A 20,251-nucleotide genomic window follows, 5' to 3' on the forward strand; every position below is an offset into this window, starting at 1 on the left:
CGTCCTCAGTGCAGGTTCGGTTGGGCGCCCTGGCCCTTTTCGTCGATCATCCGGCCCTTCAGGAAACGGTCGAAGCGATAGGCCGTCGCGGTCGGATGCGGCGCGTCCTTCGCCATCAGATGCGCGAAGCACCAGCCGCTCGCCGGGGTCGCCTTGAACCCGCCGTAGCACCAGCCGCCGTTGAAATAGAGCCCTTCGACCCCGGTCCTGTCGATGATCGGCGATCCGTCCATCGACATGTCCATGATCCCGCCCCAGGTCCGCAACAGCCGCACCCGACCGATGGCGGGCATCAGGGCCATGCCGCCCTCGGCCACGTCCTCGATCACCGGCAGGTTGCCGCGCTGGGCGTAGGAGTTGTAGCCGTCGATGTCGCCGCCGAAGACCAGGCCGCCCTTGTCCGACTGGCTGACGTAGAAATGCCCGGCGCCAAAGGTGATGACGCCGTCGATCAGCGGCTTCAGCCCTTCGGAGACAAAGGCCTGCAACACATGGCTCTCGATCGGAAGCCGCATCCCGGCATGGGCCATCACCTTGGAGGACGACCCCGCCACCGCCACGCCGACCTTCTTCGCGCCGATGAAGCCGCGGTTGGTCTCGACCCCCTTGATGCGGCCGTTCTCGATCCGCATCCCGGTGACTTCGCAGTTCTGGATCAGGTCCACCCCGCGCAGGTCGGCGCCACGGGCATAGCCCCAGGCCACCGCGTCGTGCCGCACCGTGCCGCCGCGCGGCTGCACCAGCGCGCCCTTGATCGGGAAGCGGGCATTGTCGAAGTTCAGCCAGGGATACATCGCCCGGACCTCGTCGCGGTTCAGCAGCCGCGCGCCCGCCCCGTGCATGATCATCGCATTGCCGCGCCGGGTGAAGGCGTCGCGCTGCGCATCGGTATGGATCAGGTTCATGATCCCGCGCTGGCTGACCATCGCGTTGTAGTTGAAGTCCTGCTCCAGCCCTTCCCAAAGCTTCAGGCTGAATTCGTAGAACGGTTCGTTCCCGTCCAGCAGGTAGTTCGACCGGATGATCGTGGTGTTGCGGCCCACGTTGCCGCCGCCAAGATAGCCCTTCTCCAGCACCGCGATGCGGGCCTGGCCGAATTCCTTGGCGAGGTAATAGGCGGTGGCCAGGCCATGCCCGCCGCCGCCCACGATGATATAGTCATATTCCGACTGCGGCTCGGGGTCGCGCCAGACCGGCTTCCACCCCTTGTGGCCTGTCAGTGCCTCGGCAATGACCCGAAATCCCGAATAGCGCACGCCCGACCTCCTGTTTGCCCTCTTCTAGGCTCAGGCCGGTGTGAAAATGCATCCGTTTTCGCCATCGGATCATCCGTTTCTGACTCACTCCCCGGGCGCGCTGGCTGTCAACGCGGCGAACGGGTCCCAACCGGACAGCCGGTCGTCGACTTCGGCTTGGGCGATGCCGGCAAGGACAAGAATGGTAAGCGAGGTGAGCAGGGAGTGCATGGCGGGCCTCGGGTTTTGTTCACGCCCCGTTCTGCCCGATTCTGCTTGCCAACCGATTAACCACCCGCACGGATTGCCCTTTACAGTCTGGCAAGGACTCCGCATCATTCTGGCATCGGTAGCAACGATCTTTCAGGGTCCTCACCTTGAAAACGGCCCGGCGGAGTTGCAGCTCCGCCGGGCCTCCTTCATTCCGGGGTCAGCCCCCGATCAGAAGGCGGATGATCGCAACCAGCAGCGTTGCCGCCGCAATCGCCACCATCCACTTCCGGTAGCTTCTTTCCTCCAGTTTCCTCACCTCCGTTCACCGCAAGGGATTGCGGCGGGACCAGGGGTAAGGGGGGAAGGGTTAACCGGGCATTACGCGACCAGGGCCTCGGCCTTCTTCAGGTCCACCGACACCAGCTGGCTCACCCCCTGCTCCTGCATCGTCACGCCGAACAGCCGGTCCATCCGGGCCATGGTCACGGCGTGGTGGGTGATGATCAGGAAACGGGTCTCGGTGCGCCGGGTCATCTCGTCCAGAAGGTCGCAGAAGCGGGTGACGTTGGCGTCGTCCAGGGGCGCGTCGACCTCGTCCAGCACGCAGATCGGGGCGGGGTTGGCCAGGAATACGCCGAAGATCAGCGCCAGCGCGGTCAGGGTCTGCTCGCCGCCCGACAAAAGGGAAAGCGTCGCCAGCTTCTTGCCCGGCGGCTGGCAGAGGATCTCCAGCCCCGCCTCCAGCGGGTCGTCGGATTCCACCAGCACCAGCCGCGCCTCGCCACCGCCGAAGAGATGGGTGAACAGGGTCGAGAAATTGGCGTTCACCTGTTCGAAGGCGGTCAGCAGCCGCTCGCGCCCCTCCTTGTTCAGCCCGGCGATCCCGGCGCGCAGCTTCTTGATCGCCTCTTCCAGGTCGGTCTTTTCCCCGGCCAGCGTGTCATATTCCGCCTCGACCGCGCGCGCATCCTCCTCGGCGCGCAGGTTCACCGCGCCCAGCGCCTCGCGCTGGCGCTTCAACCGGCTCACGTCATGGTCCAGGGTCTCGGCATCCGGCATCCGGTCGGGATCGGTGCGCAAGGAGGTCAGAAGCTCGTCCGGCGTCATCTCCCCATCCTCGGCGATCCGCTCGGCCGCCAGCGCCACGCCTTCGCGCGCCGCATCCAGCCGCGCCTCGGCCCGGGCCCGCGCCTCGCGCGCCTCACCGGCCAGCCGTTCCGCCTCGCGTTCGGCCATCGCCGCATCGCGCAGCGCGCCCTCGGCCGCGGCCAGCGCATCCGCCGCCTTCCGCCGCCGCTCCTCGGCCTCGGCGATCGCCTCGACCAGCTCGTCCCGCTTCGCCGCGATCTCCTCGGGCGCGAGCATCGCCTCGGCGAGTTCCTCCTCGGTCTCGGCGCGGCGTTCCGTCAGTTCCTCGGTCCGGCGCGAGGCGGTCTCCAGCCGGTGCTTCCAGCCCGACAGTTCCTTCATCGCCTCCTGCCGCCGCCGGACCCGCGCCTCGCCCTCGCGCCGCACCTCGTCCTGGGCCGAGCGGCGGGTCATCATCGTGATCCGCGCCGCCTCGACCGTGATCTTCGCAGCCTCCACCGCCCCCCGCGCAGCGTCCAGGTCGCCAAGCTCCGCCACCGCCGCCACGGCCTCCTTCAGCCGGGCGCGCGCCGCCATCGCCTCGTCCTCGAACCGGCCGACCGCCAGCCGCGCCGCCTCCAGCTTGCCCCCGGCGATCGAGCGATCCGCCTCGGCCCGCGCCAGCGCCCGGTTCGCCTCGGCCAGCCGCGCATCCGCCGCCCGCCGCGCCTCGCGCGCCCGCGCATCCGCCGTCGCCAGCTCGGCCAGCCGCGCCTGCAGGGCCTCATGCGCCTGACGCGCGCCATCGGCCCGGGCCGCGACCTCCTCCAGATCGCGCTTCAACTGCACCAGCCGGTTCAGCTGCTGCAACCGCAGCGCCGCCGCAGAGGGGGCATCCTCCGCCCCCGCCCGGAACCCGTCCCAGCGCCACAGGTCGCCCTCGGTGCTGACCAGCCGCTGCCCCGGCCGCAGCCCGGCCTGCAAGGCAAACCCCTGCGCGCGGCCGACCAGCCCGATCTGCGACAGCCGCCGCGCCAGCACCGCCGGGGCCTTCACCCGCGCCGCCAGCGGCTCGGCGCCGGGGGGCAACCCCTGCACCTCCGCATAGCCCGGCAGCACCGCCCAGCCCGAGCGCGCCTCGGCCCCGACCTCGGGCGCGCGCAGGTCATCCGCCAGCGCGGCGCCCAGCGCCTTCTCATAGCCCGGCTCCACCTCCAGCCGGTCCAGAAGCTGATGCCCCGCCTGCGCCTCGCGCTCCACCAGCCGCGCCAGCGCCGCCACTTCCGCGCGCAGCGCATTGGCCTCGCCCTCGGCGGACGAGCGCGCCGCCCGCGCCTCGGCCTCGCGCCCCTGGGTCTCCGCCCGCGCCGCCTCGGCCGCCTCCAGCGCCTCCTCGGTCGCCTCGCCCTCGGCGACGGCGGCCTCCTGCGCCTCCTCGGCCGCTTCGAAGGCCTCGCCCGCCGCCTCCAGCGCGCCCGCGGCCCCCGCCACCGCCTCGCGCGCCGCCGTCGCCTGCCCCTCGGCCCGCTCCAGAACCGAGCGCGCATCCGCCAGCATCCGCTGCGAGGACTGATGCCGCGCCGCCAGCCGCGCCGCGTCCTCGGTCAGCTCGGACAGCATCGTCTCGCGCTCGGACAGCACCGCCCCCGCCTCGCGCGCGGCCTCCACCGCCTCGGCCAGCTTCTCCTCATGCCCGTCATGGGCGCGGGCAAGCTGCTCGATCTCCCAGTCCAGCCGCCCGATCACCTCGCCCGCGTCGCGGTTCAGGCCCGACTCGCGCTCCATGTCGCGGGAAAGCTGCTCGATCCGGCCGCGCAGGGCGTCGATCTGCGCCAGCGCCCGGGCCTCCTGATCGCCCAGCGCATCGCGCTGCAACACCAGCCGCTGCAGGATGGCGCTGGCGATCGCCTCCTCCTCGCGCCGGGGCGGCAGCGCATCCTCGGCCGCCTCGCGCGCCTTGCCCGCACCGCGCGACGCCGCCTCGACCTGCCCCTGCGCGATCAGCCGCTCGCGCAACGCGCCCTCGGCCGCCGACCGTGCCTCGTCCGCCTCGCGCCAGCGCCGCCAGAGCAGCATCCCCTCGGCCTTCCGCAGTTCCTCGGAAATCTCGCGGTAGCGTGCCGCCTGCTTGGCCTGCCGGGTCAGCACCGAAAGCTGCTGCGCCAGCTGCTCCAGCACGTCATCCACCCGCAGCAGGTTCTGCTCGGCCCCGGCCAGCTTCAGCTCCGCCTCATGCCGGCGCGCATAAAGGCCCGAGATCCCCGCCGCTTCCTCCAGCACCCTCCTGCGCGCCTTGGGCTTGGCGTTGATCAGCTCGGAAATCTGCCCCTGCCGCACCAGCGCCGGGGAATGGCTGCCGGTCGAGGCATCGGCGAACAGCATCTGCACATCGCGCGCCCGCACCTCTTTGGCATTGGCGCGATAGGCCGATCCCGCATCGCGCGTGATCCGCCGCACGATCTCGATCTGGTCCGAGTCGTTGAAGCCCGAGGGTGCCAGCCGGTCCTGGTTGTCGATCACCAGCGCCACTTCGGCGAAATGCCGGGCGCCCCGGGTGGCCGCGCCGTTGAAGATCACGTCCTCCATGCCCCCGCCCCGCATCGCGCTGGGGCGGTTCTCCCCCATCACCCAGCGCAGGGCTTCCAGCAGGTTCGACTTGCCGCAGCCATTGGGCCCGACCACGCCGGTCAGCCCCTCGTGGATCACCAGATCCGTGGGGTCGACAAAGCTCTTGAAGCCGTTCAGGCGCAGGCGGGTCAGGCGCAAGGCACACTCACGAGTCGGAAAGCCAGATGTTCCCGCCCCCCCCGGCCAAAGTCAACCCGACCCCTCAGCATCTGGCCGATCCCCGCCCCTTATCCCCAAGATGTTGCCCACAGGATGCGCCACCATCCCACAGCGCGCCTTCCTCGTAGGGTGCGCTACAGCGCACCATCCCACAGCGCGCCTTCCCCGCAGGCTGCGCTACGGCGCACCATTGCCCCGGACCGCCCTAGCGCAGCGCCTCGACCCGGAACCCCTCCGGCACCCCGTCGCGGCCCTCCAGCACCAGGTCGGCCATCACCTCGGCCACCTTCGGGGCCATCCCGAAGCCGATCTTGAACCCCCCGTTCGCCACCCAATGCCCCGCCCGCCCCGGCCAGGCGCCCAGCAGCGGCGCACGGCTTGCCGCCCGGGGCCGCACCCCCGCCCAGCGCCCCACCACCGGCGCGCCCGCCAGCGCCGGCACCGCCGCCACCGCCCGGGCATGAAGGTCCTCCAATTGCCCGTCCGTCCCCTCCACCTCCCAGGCCGTCTCGGCGGTGGACCCGATCGCCACCGTCCCGTCCACATGCGGCACGACATGCAGCCCCTCGAGGAACATCTGCGGCAGCCCGCCCGCCTCGAAACGCAGCGCCATGGCCTGGCCCTTCACGCCCGCCCCGACCCGGCGCCCCAGCGCCGCCGACAGCGCCTCCAGCCCGGCAAGGCCCGTGGCATGGACCACCGCCCCCGCTTCCTCGCCCTCGCCCAGCACCAACTCGCCGCCGCGCGCGGCCAGCGCCGCCTCCAGCGCCGCCAGGCCCAGCCGGGGCGAAAGCCGGGCCGAGAGCGTGTCCTCCACCAGCCACCCCGAGGGGCTGGCCGGCTCCCAGTCCTGCCCCCGCGCCGGGACCACCCGCCACTCCGCCCGCCCCTGCCAGAGCGTCGCCGCCCCCTCGGCCCGCGCCCGCGCCAGCCCGACCGCGGCCTCGTCCGCCAGGGGCTGCAACCGGCCCACCCGGCCATAGCCCGAGACCAGCCCCGTCTCCGCCTCGACCGCGCCCCACCAGTCCCCGGCCATCAGCAGGCTCTCCAGCTGGAAGGCCTTCTTCGGGTTCCAGGCCTCGGGCACATGCGGCGAGAGCGCGCCGACCAGCCCGCCCGAGCAGCCCGCGCCGGGGCGCACCGCCTCGATCACCCGGACCCGCGCGCCGCGCCGGGCACAGGCCCAGGCCACCGACAGCCCGAAAATCCCCGCACCCCTGACCGTGACATCGACCCTTGCCATCCCGCCGTCCCCCAAGCATCAAACAGGACCAGAGGACTAACGCCGATGCCCCACGCCGACCACCCCGAACTCGACTGGCGCGACGAGATGACCCCGGTCTCGCGCCGGTTCGACGATCCCTATTTCTCGCTTGCCGGCGGGCTGGAGGAGACGCGGCACGTCTTCCTGGCCGGCAACGACCTGCCGGGCCGGTTCCGCGACGGCTTCCATATCGCCGAACTGGGCTTCGGCACCGGGCTCAACCTTCTGGCCACGCTCCTCGCCCACCGGGGGCCGGGCCGCCTGCGCTACACCAGCTTCGAGGCCTTTCCCCTGCCGCCCGAGGCCATCGCCCGCGCCCTGCGGGGCTTCCCCGAGACCGCCCCCCTCGCCCCGGCCTTCCTGTCGCAATGGGCCGAGACCCCGGAGGCCCCGCTCCGCCGCCTGCACTTCCCCGGCCTGACCGCCGAGATCCTGATCGGCGACGCGCGCGAGACGCTGCCCCGCTGGCAGGGCCGGGCCGATGCCTGGTTCCTCGACGGCTTCTCGCCGGCCAAGAACCCCGAACTCTGGTCGCCCGACCTTCTGTCCGAGGTCGCCCGCCATACCGCGCCGGGCGGCAGCTTCGCCACCTATACCGCCGCCGGCGACGTGCGCCGCGCCCTGGCCGGGGCCGGGTTCCAGGTTACCCGCCAGCCGGGCTTCGGCCGCAAGCGGCACATGACGACCGGCCGCCTGTCCGCCTGACGGCGTCCCTTCCCCCTGCCCGCGCCCCGTGCTAGCGAGGCCCGCCATGACCGCATCCAAGAACCCCGTCCTCGGCATCTGGCTGATGATCGCCGCCGTCGCCACCTTCGCGGCGCAGGATGGTTTCGCCAAGCATCTCGCCGGCGCCTATTCGACCCTGTCGATCATCATGATCCGCTACTGGGTCTTTGCCGCCTTCGTGATCCTGCTTGCCCTGCGCCGCCCCGAGGGTCCGCGCGCCGCGATCCGCTCCTCCCGGCTGCCGGCGCATGTCCTGCGCTCGGTCTTCCTCGTCTCCGAGATCTGCCTGATCGTCTGGGGCTATACGCTGATCGGGCTGATCAACAGCCTTGCCGTCTTCTCGGTCTGCCCGCTTCTGATCGTCGCCTTCTCGGGCCCGATCCTGGGCGAGCGGATCAGCTGGCAACGCTGGGCCGCGGTGGGGGCGGGTCTGGCGGGGGTGCTGGTGATCCTGCGGCCGGGGATGGGGGTCTTTTCCTGGGCCGCGCTCCTGCCGCTCGCCTCGGCGTTTCTCTTCGCGCTCTATTCGGTGCTGACCCGCCTCACCACGCGCGAGGAGCCGACCTTCCCCGCCTTCTTCTGGCCCGGCGTGATCGGCGCGGTGCTGATGACCGGGATCGGCCTGCCGCAACTGGAACCCATCGCCGCCCTCGACCTCGGCCTGCTGGCGATCTACTGCGGCCTGTCGATCCTGTCGCACTGGCTGGTCCTGCAGGCCTACCAGCGGGTCGAGGCCGCCCGCGTCCAGCCCTTCTCCTACCTGCAACTGGTGTTCACCACCGGCATCGGCATGGCCGTCTACGGCGAGGCGCTGGAGCTTCCCGTCGCCCTCGGCGGCATGATCGTCGTCGGCGCGGGCCTCTACTCCCTGTCGCTGGAGCGCCGCGCCGCATGAGCACCAGCCATTCCGCCCCGCAGAACACCCGGCTTGGCATCTGGCTGATGATCGCCACGACGGTGGTCTTTGCCGCGCAGGACGGGATCTCGCGCCATCTGGCCGAGAACTACAGCGTGATGATGGTGGTGATGATCCGCTTCTGGTTCTTCGCGCTTTTCGTCGTGGCGTTGGCCGCCCGCGCGCCTGGCGGGATCGCCGCCGCCAGCCGTTCCGCCTATCCGCTGGCGCAGATGGCGCGCGGGCTGATCCTGGTGGCCGAGATCTGCATCATGGTCGTCGCCTTCGTCCAGCTCGGCCTGATCGAGGCGCATGCGGTCTTCACCTGCTATCCGCTGCTCGTCGCCGCGCTGTCCGGCCCCGTGCTGGGCGAGAAGGTCGGCTGGCGGCGCTGGACGGCGATCCTGGTCGGCTTTGCCGGCGTGCTGATCATCCTGCAACCCGGCATCTCGGTCTTTTCGCCCTGGGCGCTGGTGCCGCTGCTGGCGGCCCTCATGTTCGCGCTCTACGGCCTCCTGACCCGCTATGTCGCGCGCAAGGACAGCGCGGCGGTCAGCTTCTTCTGGACCGGGGTCGTCGGCGCCCTGGCGATGACGCCCTTCGGCCTTGCGACCTGGGAATGGATGGCCCCGGCCGACTGGGGCTGGATGGCGACGCTCTGCTGCACGGCGGTGCTGGGGCACTGGCTCCTGATCCGGGCCTTCGCGGTGGCCGAGGCCTCGGCGATCCAGCCCTTTGCCTATCTGCAACTGGTCTTCGCCGCCGCTATCGGCCTGACCGTCTTCGGCGAGACGCTGCGCACCAATGTCGCCATCGGCGCGGGCATCGTCGTGGCGGCGGGGGTCTTCACCCTCTGGCGCCAGCGCATGCGCGAAAAGGCGGCACACCAGCAGGCGTGACCCGGCGATGAGCGAGCGCAGCGACACGAAGAGCGGTCGCGGTTGCCCCGCCCCTTCGGCGCGCGTAAAAGCCTTGGCACGCCAGGAAGGAACCCGCCGATGTCCGCGCCGAAACCCGTCGTCCTCTGCATCCTCGACGGTTGGGGCATCGGCCCGAACCCGGCGACCTCGGCCCCCGCGCAGGCCGAGGTGCCGACCTTCAACCGGCTCTGGGCGACCTGCCCGCATGCCACACTGACCACCTTCGGCCCGGACGTGGGCCTGCCGACCGGGCAGATGGGCAATTCCGAGGTCGGGCATACCAACATCGGCGCGGGGCGCGTGGTGGCGATGGACCTGGGCGCGATCGACCTCGCGGTCGAGGATGGCAGCTTCGCGCGGAACCCGGCGCTTCTGGACTTTGCCGCGAAGGTCAGGGCCAGGGGCGGGGTGGCGCATCTCCTCGGCGTCGTCTCGGATGGGGGCGTCCATGGCCATGTCAACCACGTCCTCGCCGCGGCCCGCGCGCTGACCGCGCTGGGGGTGCCGGTCGCGCTGCATGCGATCACCGACGGGCGCGACGTCGCGCCCTCCTCGGCGCAGGGCTTCGTCGAGGCGCTGGTCAAGCGCCTGCCCTATGGCGCCAGCATCGCCACGGTGACGGGGCGCTACTGGGCGATGGATCGCGACAACCGCTGGGAGCGCGTGGCCCGCGCCTATGACGCCATCATCCGCGCCCAGGGCGAGACCGCGCCGGACGCCCTGACCGCCGTCACCAACAGCTACGGCAAGGGCGAGACCGACGAATTCCTCGCCCCCACGGTGATCGACGGCTACCAGGGGGCCCGCGACGGCGACGGCGTCTTCTGCCTGAACTTCCGCGCCGACCGCGCGCGCGAGATCCTGTCGGCAATCGGCGACCCGGCCTTCGCCGCCTTCGCCACCGGCCCCCGGCCCGACTGGTCGGCGCTGCTGGGAATGGTGGAATATTCCGACGCCCACAACGCCTGGATGGCCACCGCCTTCCCCAAGCGCGTGCTGGTCAACACCCTGGGCGAATGGGTGGCCAGCCACGGCAAGACCCAGTTCCGCCTGGCCGAGACCGAGAAATACCCCCATGTCACCTTCTTCCTGAACGGTGGCCGCGAAGAGCCCTACCCCGGCGAGGACCGCGCCATGCCGCCCTCGCCCAAGGTCGCGACCTATGACCTCATGCCCGAGATGAGCGCGGATCAGGTCTCGGACCACCTGGTCGCGGCCATCGACAAGGGCTATGACCTGATCGTGGTGAACTACGCCAACCCCGACATGGTGGGCCATACCGGCAGCCTCCCCGCCGCGATCAAGGCCTGCGAGGCGGTGGACCGTGGCCTGACCCGCGCGCTGGCCGCGCTGGAGGCGAAGGGCGGCGCGATGATCGTGACCGCCGACCATGGCAACTGCGAGGTGATGGTCGATCCCGTCACCGGCGGGCCGCATACCGCGCATACGGTCAACCCGGTCCCCGTCATCCTGGTCGGCGGCCCCGCGGGCGCGACCCTGCGCGAGGGGCGGCTTTGCGACCTTGCGCCGACGCTCCTGCAACTGATGGGCCTGCCGCAGCCGGCCGAGATGACCGGCCAGACCCTCATCGCATGATCCGCGCTGCCGCCCTGCTCCTGCTCCTCGCCACCCCGGCCGGGGCGCAGACCGTGGCCGAGCAGGCGGCGCGGGCGGCGACCGACCTCCAGGCCGCGGTCACGGCCCTGCAAGAGGCGACCGAGGCGCGCGACCGGGTGGCCGCGCTCTCCCGCACGATCCGCGCCTATGAACAGGGCCTCGCCGCCCTGCGCGCCGCCCTGCGCGAGGCTACGCTGCGCGAGGCGACCCTGATCCGCGCCTTCGACGCCAAGCGCGACGGGATCGGCCGGCTCCTCGGCGTCCTCGCGACGATGGAGGCGAACCCCGGACCGCTCCTCCTGCTGCACCCCGAGGGGGCGCTCGGCACCGCGCGTTCCGGGATGCTGATGGCCGATGTCACCCCCGCCCTGCAGGCCGAGGCGCTGGCGCTGAAGGCCGAGCTTCAGGAACTCGCGGACCTGCGCGCCCTCCAGCTTTCGGCCGGCCAGACGCTCGAGGCCGGGCTCGCCGCCGCCCAGATCGCCCGGACCAGGCTGTCGCAGGCGATCTCGGACCGCACCGACCTGCCCCTCCGCTTCACCGAGGATCCCGAGGCGCTGCGCGGCCTTCTGGAAGGCGCCGACACGCTGGACGCCTTCGCGGCGGGGCTTTCCCCCGACCCGCAGGCCGGCACCAGCTTTGCCGCGCAGAAGGGGCAACTGCCACTCCCCGCGCTCGGCACGCTCCTGCGCCGCCCGGACGAGGCCGACGCCGCCGGCGTCCGCCGCCCCGGCCTGACCCTCGCCACCCAGGCCCGCGCGCTGGTCGCCGCGCCCTGGCCCGCGACGATCCGCTACCGGGGCCCGCTGCTCGACTACGGAAATGTGATGATCCTCGAGCCGGGGGACGGCTATCTTCTGGTTCTGGCCGGGCTCGGAACGCTTTACGGAGAGGTCGGGGAAGTCGTGGCCGCGGGGGCGGCGGTCGGGCTGATGGGCGGCCCGGCGCCCGCCTCCGGGGAATTCATGGCCCCGTCCGCAGATGGGTCTGGCGGGCGCGGCACGGAAACGCTTTATATTGAACTGAGACAGGGCGCGGCCCCGGTGGACCCGATGGACTGGTTCGCCGCCACCGCCCGCACAAAGGCCCGCACAAAGGACTGACGCAGCATGAAGAAACACCTGATGGCCGCCCTGGTCGGCACAGTCGCCGGCGGCCTTGTCACCACCCAGGTCGCAGGCCCGCTCCTGGCGCAGGAAAGCGCGCAGGAAGGTTCGGTCTATGAACAGCTCGACCTCTTCGGCGACATCTTCGAACGCATCCGCGCCCAGTATGTCGAGGAAGTCTCGACCGAGGACCTGGTGACCGCCGCGATCAACGGCATGCTCACCTCGCTCGACCCGCATTCCTCCTATCTCTCCGCCAAGGACTTCGAGGACATGCAGGTCCAGACCAAGGGCGAGTTCGGCGGCCTCGGGATCGAGGTGACGCAGGAGGAAGGCTTCATCAAGGTCATCTCGCCGATGGACGGCACCCCCGCCGCCAAGGCCGGGATCCAGGCCGGCGACTTCATCACCCATGTCGACGGCGAGTCGATCCTGGGCCTGATGCTGGACGAGGCGGTGGACAAGATGCGCGGCCCGGTCGGCAGCGAGATCATCATCACCGTCGTGCGCGAAGGCGTGACCGAACCCTTCGACGTCTCTATCATCCGCGACACGATCAAGCTGACCGCCGTCAAGGGCCGCACCGTCGGCAGCACCGTCGTCCTGCGCATCACCACCTTCAACGACCAGACCACCAGCGGCATGGTCGAGGCCCTGGACAAGGGGATCGAGGAACTGGGCGGCATGGACAAGCTGGACGGCGTGGTCATCGACCTGCGCAACAACCCCGGCGGCCTCCTGAACGAGGCGATCTCGGTCTCGGATAGCTTCCTGGAAAAGGGCGAGATCGTCTCGACCCGCGGCCGCGAGGCGGGAAGCGGCGAACGCTACAACGCCGAGGCCGGCGACCTCGTCTCGGGCAAGCCGATCGTGATCCTGATCAACGGCGGCTCGGCCTCGGCCTCCGAGATCGTCGCCGGGGCGCTGCAGGACCACCGCCGGGCGATCGTGGTGGGGACCAAGAGCTTCGGCAAGGGCTCGGTCCAGACGCTGATCCCGCTGCGCGGCGACGGCGCGATGCGGCTGACCACGGCGCGCTACTACACGCCCTCGGGCCGCTCGATCCAGGCGCTGGGGATCTCGCCCGACATCGTGGTGCAGCAGCCCGCCCCGCCGCCCGCCGAGGTCGCGGCGGCCGAGGAGGAGAAATCCTCCGCCGTCCGCGAGCGGTCCGAGGCCGACCTGCGCGGCGCGATCAGCAATGATTCGATGACGGACGAGGAAAAGCGGCTTTACGAGGAGGAACTGGTCCGCGCCGAGGAATCGGCCAAGCTGCGGGACGAGGATTACCAGCTCGCCTATGCCGTGGACATCATCAAGGGGCTGACCGCCATCGCCCCGCAACAGCCCTGACCAGGAAAGGGGGGCGGGCGCCCGCCCCCTTGCAACCGACCATGACCCAGCCCGAAAGCCTGCCCTATCGCCCCTGCGTCGGCATCGTCCTGATCGACGGACGCGGCCTGATCTTCGCCGGACAACGCATCGACAATCCCGCCCCCGCCTGGCAGATGCCCCAGGGCGGCATCGACGAGGGCGAGAAGCCCCGCGAAGCCGCCTACCGCGAGCTGTGGGAAGAAACCGGCCTCACCCGCGACATGGTGGAATTCGTCGGCAAGACCCATGGCTGGGTGACCTACGACCTCCCGCCCGAGCTTCTGGGCAAGGTCTGGGGCGGCAAGTATCGCGGGCAGAAACAGAAATGGTTCCTGTTCCGCTTCATCGGCAAGGACAGCGACATCCGCATCGACACGCCCGCGCCCGAATTCTCGACCTGGCGCTGGATCCTCGCCGACGAGATGGTCGAGGGCATCGTCCCCTTCAAGCGCGCGGTCTACGAGCAGGTGATCCGCAGCTTCCGCGCCTATCTGGCCTGATCCCTCCTCGTTCGACTTCGTCTCCTCGTCGGCAGACCCCACGAGGCGCGGCGAAGTCGTCGACGAGCCTTCCCGCAGGAACAGCGTTCCGCAAACCCGCCGATCCGCCCGTCCGGCGGGAAATCCGTCCCGCCCCTTGCCGCAGCGCAGAACCGTTGCCCGCCTGCCCCGGATCGCCCGCGATTTCCGCCTTTTCTCCCGCCCTTCGCCGCGCATTCGCTTGAATTCGGCCCCTTTCCCGGGCTACGGACCCGCGCAAACGCGGACCCCGCTGAAAGGTTTTCCGATGTCCCTGCCGAACCACGCGCCCATCCCCGAGCTTTACGTCTCTTCCGACTCCGCCCAGAAGCTGAAGCTCACGGCCGGGCAGCTTCCCTCCTGGGACCTGACCCCGCGCCAGATCTGCGACCTGGAACTGCTGATGAACGGCGGCTTCCACCCGCTGAAGGGCTTCCTCGGCCAGGCGGATTACGACGGCGTGGTCGAGAACATGCGCCTGGCCGACGGCACGCTCTGGCCGATGCCGATCACGCTGGACGTGACCGAGGCCTTCGCCGAGAAGGTCGAACCCGGCCAGGACATCGCGCTGCGCGACCAGGAAGGCGTGATCCTGGCGATCCTGTCGATCTCGGACAAATGGACCCCGAACAAGGCGAACGAGGCCGAAAAGGTCTTTGGCGCCGACGACATCGCCCATCCGGCGGTGAACTACCTGCACAACACGGCCGGCAAGGTCTATCTCGGCGGCCCGGTGATCGGCATCCAGCAGCCGGTGCATTACGATTTCAAGGCCCGCCGCGACACGCCGAACGAACTGCGCGCGCTGTTCCGCAAGCTGGGCTGGCGCAAGATCGTCGCCTTCCAGACCCGCAATCCGTTGCACCGCGCGCACCAGGAACTCACCTTCCGCGCCGCGCGCGAGGCCGAGGCCAACCTTCTGATCCATCCGGTCGTCGGCATGACCAAGCCCGGCGACGTGGACCATTTCACCCGCGTCCGCTGCTATGAGGCGGTGCTGGACAAATATCCGGCCCAGACCACCACGCTGTCGCTGCTGAACCTCGCCATGCGCATGGCCGGCCCGCGCGAGGCGATGTGGCACGGCATCATCCGCCGCAACCACGGCTGCACCCACATGATCGTCGGCCGCGACCATGCCGGTCCGGGCAAGAACAGCCAGGGCAAGGATTTCTACGACCCCTACGCCGCGCAGGAACTGTTCCGCAAGCACCAGGCCGAGATCGGCGTCGAGATGGTCGATTTCAAGCACATGGTCTATGTGCAGGAAAAGGCGCAGTATTTCCCGGCCAACGAAGTGCCGGAGGGCTGCACCGTCCTCGACATCTCCGGCACCGAACTGCGCCGCCGGCTGCGCGAAGGGCTGGAGATCCCGGAGTGGTTCTCCTTCCCCGAGGTGGTCAACGAACTGCGCAAGACCAGCCCGGCGCGGTCGAAACAGGGCTTCACGGTGTTCTTCACCGGCCTCAGCGGCAGCGGCAAGTCCACCATCGCCAACGCGCTGATGGTCAAGCTGATGGAGATGGGCGGCCGTCCGGTCACGCTGCTGGACGGCGACGTGGTGCGCAAGCACCTGTCGTCCGAGCTGGGCTTCTCCAAGGAACACCGCGACCTGAACATCAAGCGCATCGGCTATGTCGCCTCCGAGATCACCAAGAACGGCGGCATCGCGATCTGCGCGCCCATCGCGCCCTATACCGCCACCCGGCGCGCGGTGCGCGAGATGGTCGAGGCCTTCGGCGCCTTCGTGGAGGTCCATGTCGCGACCAGCATCGAGGAATGCGAACGCCGCGACCGCAAGGGCCTGTATAAACTCGCGCGTGAGGGCAAGATCAAGGAATTCACCGGCATCTCCGACCCCTACGAGGCCCCGACCAAGGCCGAACTGGTGGTGGACACCGAGAATGTCGATGTCGACCACTGCGCGCACCAGGTGCTGCTGAAGCTGGAACAGATGGGCCTGATCCGCGCCTGATCCCGGCGGACCCGAAGGAAAGGGCCGCGCCTTCGGGCGCGGCCCTTGTCGTTCAGCCCGCCTTCATCATCCGGCGCAGCAATCCGTCCTTCAACACATACTGGTGATAAAGCGCCATTAGCGCATGGCCAAGGACCACAAGCATCAGAAGGTTGGCCCCCAGTTCATGCGGGTCGCCAAGCCTGATCCCCAGGAAATACATCGCTCCCCCGGCCAGCGGCACGGCGAGCATCAGAAGATAGATCAGCCGGTGGCCCCAGTCGGCCATGAGGACGGCCAGGCTGCCCGGCGCGCCGGGTGCGGCGGGCGCGCCACGGCCAAGGCGCATCAGGATCCGCGCCAGGACCAGCGCCAGGACGGCCAGCCCCATCGCCACATGCGGCACGAAACCTGCCGTGCCGCCCTCGCGGATGGTGTCCAGTGCCTCTTCCGCGCCATCGCCGGTCAGCCAGGCGGCAAGGATCAGCACCGCCGTCAGCCAATGCAGGGCGATCTGGGCGCCCGAATATCCGGTTGCGGTTTTCACGACGATCTCCTTCACACAACTGCACCTTCTACGCGCCGCGACGCGGATTCCGTCGCGGGAAACCGTCAGTGCACGCTTACGGGCGTGAAATCATGCTCGCGCGCCAGCATGAAGGCCAGCTTGCGGTCGGCGACCAGCGCCAGCTGGCGCCCGTCGGCCCCGTGGACCGACCAGATCACCTCAAGCCCGTCCATCTGCTCGCGCACTTCGGCCGGCAGATCCTCGACATGGACCTCGCGCACATAGACGATGCGGTCGCCCGTCTGCGGCAACCCCGGGAATGGAGTATTCATGTCTTGCCCCCTTCTCTCTGGCTGGCATTGTTCCGACCGATCCTGATCGTCTGCACCACGGTCTCCGGCACATGCCGGCGCAGATCGACGTGGAGCAGGCCGTTTTCCATCGTGGCTCCCGCCACCTCGACACCATCGGCCAGCACGAAGCTGCGCTGGAAGGCGCGCGAGGCGATGCCGCGATGCAGGAACACCCGCTCGCCCGCGTCATCGGCCTGGCGGCCCCTGACGACAAGCTGCCGGTCCTCGACCGTGATCGACAGGTCCTCCTCGCGGAAGCCCGCGACCGCCAGCGTGATCCGGTAGGCATTCTCGGCCACCGCCTCGATGTTGAACGGAGGATAGCCCTCTGCCCCCGATTTCGCGGTGCGTTCCACCAGCCTCTCCAGCTGTTCGAACCCCAGAAGATACGGGTGGGCCCCAAAGCTCAGTTTCGTCATCGGACGGTCCTTGATGAAGCGACAGTTCGGCCAGCGGCCCCGTATGCGGCAACCGCTCGGCTTTGAATATGGGGCGATCCCGACCCCCTCGCAAGTCCCGCCTCGGGTGGATTCCCGGCGCTTGCCGGAAGAAACCTTCACCCGGGGCCCCGGCTTTCCTATACTCTGCAGGAAACGACAGGAAGCGAGTCGGCCGCCGATGAATGCCCCATCCGAACTCAGTTTCGAGGAAATGCTCCGCATCAAGCTGGAGGTCCTGCGGCGCGAGCATCGCGATCTGGACGCGGCGATCCACGCGCTCGAGGAGACGGGCCGCCCCGACCAGCTGACGCTGCGGCGGCTGAAGAAGCAGAAGCTGTCGCTCAAGGACCAGATCGTCAAGATCGAGGACCAGCTGATCCCCGACATCATCGCCTGACGCTTGCCCCTTGCCCCGCGCCAAGGTAATCGCCGATCAGCAACCGGGGGCGCGCATGGCCGTTACAGTCGGAATCATCATGGGGTCGCAAAGCGACTGGCCGACGATGAAAGAGGCCGCCCTGATCCTGGACGAGCTGGGCATTCCGTATGAGGCGAAGATCGTCTCGGCCCACCGCACGCCGGATCGCCTGTGGGACTATGGCAGGACCGCCGTGGCGCGCGGGCTCAGGGTCATCATCGCCGGCGCGGGCGGGGCGGCGCATCTGCCGGGCATGATGGCGTCGAAGACCCGGCTGCCGGTGATCGGCGTGCCGGTCCAGACCCGCGCGCTCTCCGGGGTCGATTCGCTCTATTCCATCGTCCAGATGCCGAAGGGCTATCCCGTCGCCACCATGGCGATCGGCGGCGCGGCGAATGCGGGGCTGATGGCCGCCGCGATCCTTGCCGTTTCGGACCCCGCCCTTGCCGGGCGGCTGGACGCCTGGCGCGAGGCGCTCTCCGCCTCCATCCCCGAGGAGCCGAAGGATGAGTGAACTTCCGCAAGGCTCGGTCATCGGCATCCTCGGCGGCGGCCAGCTTGGCCGGATGCTCTCGGTCGCGGCCAGCCGCCTGGGCTATCGCTGCCATGTCTACGAACCGGGGCCCGCCCCGGCCGGCGACGTCGCCCACAGCGTGACCACCGCCCCCTATGAGGACGAGGCCGCCCTGCGCCGCTTTGCCGAGGAGGTGGATGTCATCACCTACGAATTCGAGAACGTCCCCACCTCGGCCCTCGACCTGCTGGAATCGCTCCGGCCGATCCGCCCGAACCGCCGGGCCCTCGCCGTCAGCCAGGACCGGATCAAGGAAAAGTCCTTCCTGAACGAGCTTGGCTTGCAGACCGCCCCCTGGGCGGCGGTGAACTCCGAGGCCGACCTCCGCGCCGCCGCCGACAGCCTCGGCCTGCCCGCGATCCTCAAGACCACGCGGCTGGGCTATGACGGCAAGGGCCAGGCGAAACTGGACAGCGACGCCGACATCCCCGCCGCCTGGGCCAGCATGAACGACGCCCCTTCCGTCCTGGAAGGGTTCATCGCCTTCGAGCGCGAGGTCTCCGTCATCGCCGCCCGCGGCCTCGACGGCTCGGTCGCCTGTTTCGACCCCGGCGAGAACATCCACCGCGACGGCATCCTGCGCACCACCACCGTGCCCGCCCGCCTGTCCCCCGCCCAGCGCGCCGATGCCGTGCTGGTCGCCGCCCGCATCCTGAACGCGCTGGACTATGTCGGCGTCATGGGGGTGGAGCTGTTCGTCACCGCCCGCGGCCTCCTGGTCAACGAGATCGCTCCCCGCGTCCACAACTCCGGCCACTGGACGCAACAGGGCTGCGCGGTGGACCAGTTCGAGCAGCACATCCGCGCCGTGGCGGGCCTGCCCCTGGGCGACGGCAACCGCCATGCCGACGTGGTGATGGAGAACCTGATCGGCGACGACGTCGATCGCGTGCCGGATCTGCTGAAATCCCGCGACACGGCGGTCCATCTCTACGGCAAGGGCACGCCCCGCCCCGGCCGCAAGATGGGGCATGTGAACCGCATCACGCGCTGATCCCATGTCGCATGGCACCAAATGGCGGAACCGGCGTTATTCGGGGCCCCCGCTGCACAGGTCGCCCATGTCCGAACATGCCTCCATCTACACCCGCGCCGCCCGCTGGATCGCCCAGCTTTCCGGGCGGCCGATGACCTTCCTCCTTGCCGTGGCGCTGATCGTGGTCTGGCTGATCTCCGGTCCGGTCTTCGGCTTTTCCGACACCTGGCAACTGGTGATCAACACCGGCACCACGATCATCACCTTCCTGATGGTCTTCCTGATCCAGAACACCCAGAACCGCGACACCGTGGCGATGCAGCTCAAGCTGGACGAGCTGATCCGCGCCACCAAGGGCGCGCATCTGTCGCTGCTCGACCTGGAAGAACTGGAGGAACGCGAGCTTGCCGCCTTCGTGAAGCAATACGAGGCCCTGGCCGCGATGGGGCGCCGCCAGCTTGAGAAGGGCCGCCCCGACACCGGCACGCCCGAGGTCGTCAGCCAGACCGCACCGCCTGAAAAGTCCCTTTCACGACCGAAGCCAGCGTCAGCGCAGGATCGAAGCGCCCCGCCTTCAGGAAAGCCAGCACCTGGGCAATCACCAGCGGGTTGACCATCATGAACGTATGGGTGACCGGCAGCACCAGATGGTCGGCCATCCCCGCCAGCCGGGTGCTCTCCACCGTCACCTTGCCATCGTTCGGCCCCGGCAGGATCGCGTTCCAGACCGGGTTCAGCGACAGCGTCCCGGCGATGATGCCCAGGGGATAATCCGCCGCCGGCAGCCGGTTCGGCCAGCTCTCCGGCCCCGTCCCCAGGACCTTGCCCGCCGCCCCCGTCACCCAGGCGAAGGCCGCCAGGTCGCCCAGCCGGTCGACCAGCTCCGAGCCGTGGTTCGGCGGTGCCAGCATCACCACCCGGCCCAACCGCTCGGGCCGCGCTTCGGCCAGCCAGGCGCGCAACAGGATGCCGCCCATCGAATGGGTGACGAAATGCACCGGCCCCGATCCCGGCCCCGCCTCCGCGACCGCCCGGCCCACTTCGGCCACCAGCGCCGCAGGTTCGGCCCTCGTCGACGGATAGGGCCAGTTCACAACCCGGTAGCCCGCCGTCTTCAGCGCCAGCGCCATCGGGGCCAGCGAGGCATCGCTGCGCGCCAGCCCATGCAGCAGCACGACCGTCCCGCTGCCGCCCGCGCCGGTCTCGGTCGCCGGGGCGGGCAGGAAACGGACAAGACTTGCGCGCAATCCCATGCCGCAACTCTCTGCCCGGCGGGCCGGGCCGGCAAGGTGGAAATCGCGGCAC

Annotated in this window: 19 protein-coding genes; 12 read left to right on the forward strand and 7 right to left on the reverse strand. The window is 69.8% G+C overall.

Annotated features, from left to right (window positions below; genetic code table 11):
* Positions 1–5 precede the first annotated feature (5 nt).
* From ACE3UA_RS05580 to ACE3UA_RS05590, 3 genes are all read right to left on the reverse strand, one after another.
* Entirely contained in the window at positions 6–1,256 is a 1,251-nt protein-coding gene (locus ACE3UA_RS05580) for a sarcosine oxidase subunit beta family protein (protein WP_374643378.1), read from the reverse strand.
* A gap of 570 nt (positions 1,257–1,826) precedes the next feature.
* Positions 1,827–5,282: a chromosome segregation protein SMC gene (gene smc / locus ACE3UA_RS05585; protein ID WP_374643380.1), complete on the reverse strand. Its 3,456-nt coding sequence runs from the start codon at positions 5,280–5,282 to the stop codon at positions 1,827–1,829.
* A 226-nt stretch (positions 5,283–5,508) separates the two neighbouring features.
* Positions 5,509–6,546: an NAD(P)/FAD-dependent oxidoreductase gene (locus tag ACE3UA_RS05590; RefSeq protein ID WP_374643382.1), complete on the reverse strand. Its 1,038-nt coding sequence runs from the start codon at positions 6,544–6,546 to the stop codon at positions 5,509–5,511.
* Between the two features lie 45 nt (positions 6,547–6,591).
* On the opposite strand from ACE3UA_RS05590, the gene mnmD reads away from it, so the two are divergent.
* The 8 genes from mnmD to ACE3UA_RS05630 all read left to right on the forward strand — a co-directional run bounded on the left by mnmD (position 6,592) and on the right by ACE3UA_RS05630 (position 15,698).
* Entirely contained in the window at positions 6,592–7,272 is a 681-nt protein-coding gene (gene mnmD / locus ACE3UA_RS05595) for a tRNA (5-methylaminomethyl-2-thiouridine)(34)-methyltransferase MnmD (protein ID WP_374643384.1), read from the forward strand.
* 46 nt (positions 7,273–7,318) lie between these two features.
* Positions 7,319–8,188 (forward strand): DMT family transporter, encoded by an 870-nt coding sequence (locus tag ACE3UA_RS05600; protein WP_374643386.1) that lies wholly within the window; start codon positions 7,319–7,321, stop codon positions 8,186–8,188.
* Complete coding sequence (locus tag ACE3UA_RS05605; protein WP_374643388.1) at positions 8,185–9,087, forward strand: DMT family transporter; 903 nt, start codon at positions 8,185–8,187, stop codon at positions 9,085–9,087. Before ACE3UA_RS05600 ends, ACE3UA_RS05605 begins: the two co-directional genes overlap by 4 nt.
* 99 nt (positions 9,088–9,186) lie before the next feature.
* Complete coding sequence (gene gpmI, locus ACE3UA_RS05610) at positions 9,187–10,704, forward strand: 2,3-bisphosphoglycerate-independent phosphoglycerate mutase (protein WP_374643390.1); 1,518 nt, start codon at positions 9,187–9,189, stop codon at positions 10,702–10,704.
* A complete protein-coding gene (locus ACE3UA_RS05615) occupies positions 10,701–11,828 on the forward strand; it encodes a murein hydrolase activator EnvC (protein WP_374643392.1) in 1,128 nt (375 codons plus the stop codon). Before gpmI ends, ACE3UA_RS05615 begins: the two co-directional genes overlap by 4 nt.
* Before the next feature lie 6 nt (positions 11,829–11,834).
* A complete protein-coding gene (locus tag ACE3UA_RS05620; protein ID WP_374643394.1) occupies positions 11,835–13,184 on the forward strand; it encodes a S41 family peptidase in 1,350 nt (449 codons plus the stop codon).
* 41 nt (positions 13,185–13,225) lie between these two features.
* Complete coding sequence (locus tag ACE3UA_RS05625; protein WP_374643396.1) at positions 13,226–13,705, forward strand: RNA pyrophosphohydrolase; 480 nt, start codon at positions 13,226–13,228, stop codon at positions 13,703–13,705.
* Between the two features lie 286 nt (positions 13,706–13,991).
* Positions 13,992–15,698 carry a bifunctional sulfate adenylyltransferase/adenylylsulfate kinase gene (locus tag ACE3UA_RS05630; RefSeq protein ID WP_374643398.1) on the forward strand — a complete coding sequence of 569 codons (1,707 nt, stop codon included), beginning with the start codon at positions 13,992–13,994 and terminating at the stop codon, positions 15,696–15,698.
* 52 nt (positions 15,699–15,750) lie between these two features.
* On the opposite strand, the gene ACE3UA_RS05635 is transcribed toward ACE3UA_RS05630, so the two are convergent.
* The 3 genes from ACE3UA_RS05635 to ACE3UA_RS05645 form a co-directional block, all read right to left on the reverse strand.
* Positions 15,751–16,224 (reverse strand): cytochrome b, encoded by a 474-nt coding sequence (locus tag ACE3UA_RS05635; protein WP_374643400.1) that lies wholly within the window; start codon positions 16,222–16,224, stop codon positions 15,751–15,753.
* Between the two features lie 65 nt (positions 16,225–16,289).
* Positions 16,290–16,517, reverse strand: a complete 228-nt coding sequence (locus tag ACE3UA_RS05640; RefSeq protein ID WP_374643402.1) for a DUF1150 family protein — start codon at positions 16,515–16,517, stop codon at positions 16,290–16,292.
* The gene (locus tag ACE3UA_RS05645; RefSeq protein ID WP_197646113.1) at positions 16,514–16,957 is read right to left on the reverse strand and encodes an Hsp20 family protein; all 444 of its coding nucleotides are present in this window, start codon (positions 16,955–16,957) and stop codon (positions 16,514–16,516) included. Before ACE3UA_RS05645 ends, ACE3UA_RS05640 begins: the two co-directional genes overlap by 4 nt.
* 199 nt (positions 16,958–17,156) lie before the next feature.
* On the opposite strand from ACE3UA_RS05645, the gene ACE3UA_RS05650 reads away from it, so the two are divergent.
* The 4 genes from ACE3UA_RS05650 (at position 17,157) to ACE3UA_RS05665 (ending at position 19,559) form a co-directional block, all read left to right on the forward strand.
* Complete coding sequence (locus ACE3UA_RS05650; RefSeq protein ID WP_197646115.1) at positions 17,157–17,375, forward strand: YdcH family protein; 219 nt, start codon at positions 17,157–17,159, stop codon at positions 17,373–17,375.
* 55 nt (positions 17,376–17,430) lie between these two features.
* A complete protein-coding gene (gene purE / locus ACE3UA_RS05655) occupies positions 17,431–17,910 on the forward strand; it encodes a 5-(carboxyamino)imidazole ribonucleotide mutase (RefSeq protein WP_374643404.1) in 480 nt (159 codons plus the stop codon).
* On the forward strand, positions 17,903–18,964 hold the full coding sequence (locus tag ACE3UA_RS05660) for a 5-(carboxyamino)imidazole ribonucleotide synthase (protein WP_374643406.1): 1,062 nt from the start codon (positions 17,903–17,905) through the stop codon (positions 18,962–18,964). The genes purE and ACE3UA_RS05660 overlap by 8 nt, the downstream gene beginning before the upstream one ends.
* Before the next feature lie 67 nt (positions 18,965–19,031).
* Positions 19,032–19,559 carry a low affinity iron permease family protein gene (locus ACE3UA_RS05665; RefSeq protein ID WP_374643408.1) on the forward strand — a complete coding sequence of 176 codons (528 nt, stop codon included), beginning with the start codon at positions 19,032–19,034 and terminating at the stop codon, positions 19,557–19,559.
* Here the strand turns inward: ACE3UA_RS05665 and ACE3UA_RS05670 are convergent.
* Positions 19,444–20,199, reverse strand: coding sequence for an esterase/lipase family protein (locus ACE3UA_RS05670; RefSeq protein ID WP_374643410.1), 756 nt, complete (start codon positions 20,197–20,199; stop codon positions 19,444–19,446). The two genes, ACE3UA_RS05665 and ACE3UA_RS05670, sit on opposite strands and share 116 nt — an antisense overlap.
* Between the last annotated feature and the right edge of the window lie 52 nt (positions 20,200–20,251).

It is taken from the genome of Tabrizicola sp. (assembly GCF_041919135.1).
Classification (GTDB): domain Bacteria; phylum Pseudomonadota; class Alphaproteobacteria; order Rhodobacterales; family Rhodobacteraceae; genus Tabrizicola.

Bases quoted from the DNA above. Each gene is read 5' to 3' on its own strand.
- ACE3UA_RS05615 (WP_374643392.1), top strand. From the start codon at position 10,701: ATGATCCGCGCTGCCGCCCTGCTCCTGCTCCTCGCCACCCCGGCCGGG.
- ACE3UA_RS05605 (WP_374643388.1), top strand. From the start codon at position 8,185: ATGAGCACCAGCCATTCCGCCCCGCAGAACACCCGGCTTGGCATCTGG.
- ACE3UA_RS05630 (WP_374643398.1), top strand. From the start codon at position 13,992: ATGTCCCTGCCGAACCACGCGCCCATCCCCGAGCTTTACGTCTCTTCC.
- ACE3UA_RS05640 (WP_374643402.1), bottom strand. From the start codon at position 16,517: ATGAATACTCCATTCCCGGGGTTGCCGCAGACGGGCGACCGCATCGTC.
- ACE3UA_RS05620 (WP_374643394.1), top strand. From the start codon at position 11,835: ATGAAGAAACACCTGATGGCCGCCCTGGTCGGCACAGTCGCCGGCGGC.
- ACE3UA_RS05665 (WP_374643408.1), top strand. From the start codon at position 19,032: ATGTCCGAACATGCCTCCATCTACACCCGCGCCGCCCGCTGGATCGCC.
- gpmI (WP_374643390.1), top strand. From the start codon at position 9,187: ATGTCCGCGCCGAAACCCGTCGTCCTCTGCATCCTCGACGGTTGGGGC.
- ACE3UA_RS05650 (WP_197646115.1), top strand. From the start codon at position 17,157: ATGAATGCCCCATCCGAACTCAGTTTCGAGGAAATGCTCCGCATCAAG.
- ACE3UA_RS05625 (WP_374643396.1), top strand. From the start codon at position 13,226: ATGACCCAGCCCGAAAGCCTGCCCTATCGCCCCTGCGTCGGCATCGTC.
- ACE3UA_RS05660 (WP_374643406.1), top strand. From the start codon at position 17,903: ATGAGTGAACTTCCGCAAGGCTCGGTCATCGGCATCCTCGGCGGCGGC.
- ACE3UA_RS05670 (WP_374643410.1), bottom strand. From the start codon at position 20,199: ATGGGATTGCGCGCAAGTCTTGTCCGTTTCCTGCCCGCCCCGGCGACC.
- ACE3UA_RS05600 (WP_374643386.1), top strand. From the start codon at position 7,319: ATGACCGCATCCAAGAACCCCGTCCTCGGCATCTGGCTGATGATCGCC.
- mnmD (WP_374643384.1), top strand. From the start codon at position 6,592: ATGCCCCACGCCGACCACCCCGAACTCGACTGGCGCGACGAGATGACC.
- ACE3UA_RS05645 (WP_197646113.1), bottom strand. From the start codon at position 16,957: ATGACGAAACTGAGCTTTGGGGCCCACCCGTATCTTCTGGGGTTCGAA.
- purE (WP_374643404.1), top strand. From the start codon at position 17,431: ATGGCCGTTACAGTCGGAATCATCATGGGGTCGCAAAGCGACTGGCCG.
- ACE3UA_RS05590 (WP_374643382.1), bottom strand. From the start codon at position 6,546: ATGGCAAGGGTCGATGTCACGGTCAGGGGTGCGGGGATTTTCGGGCTG.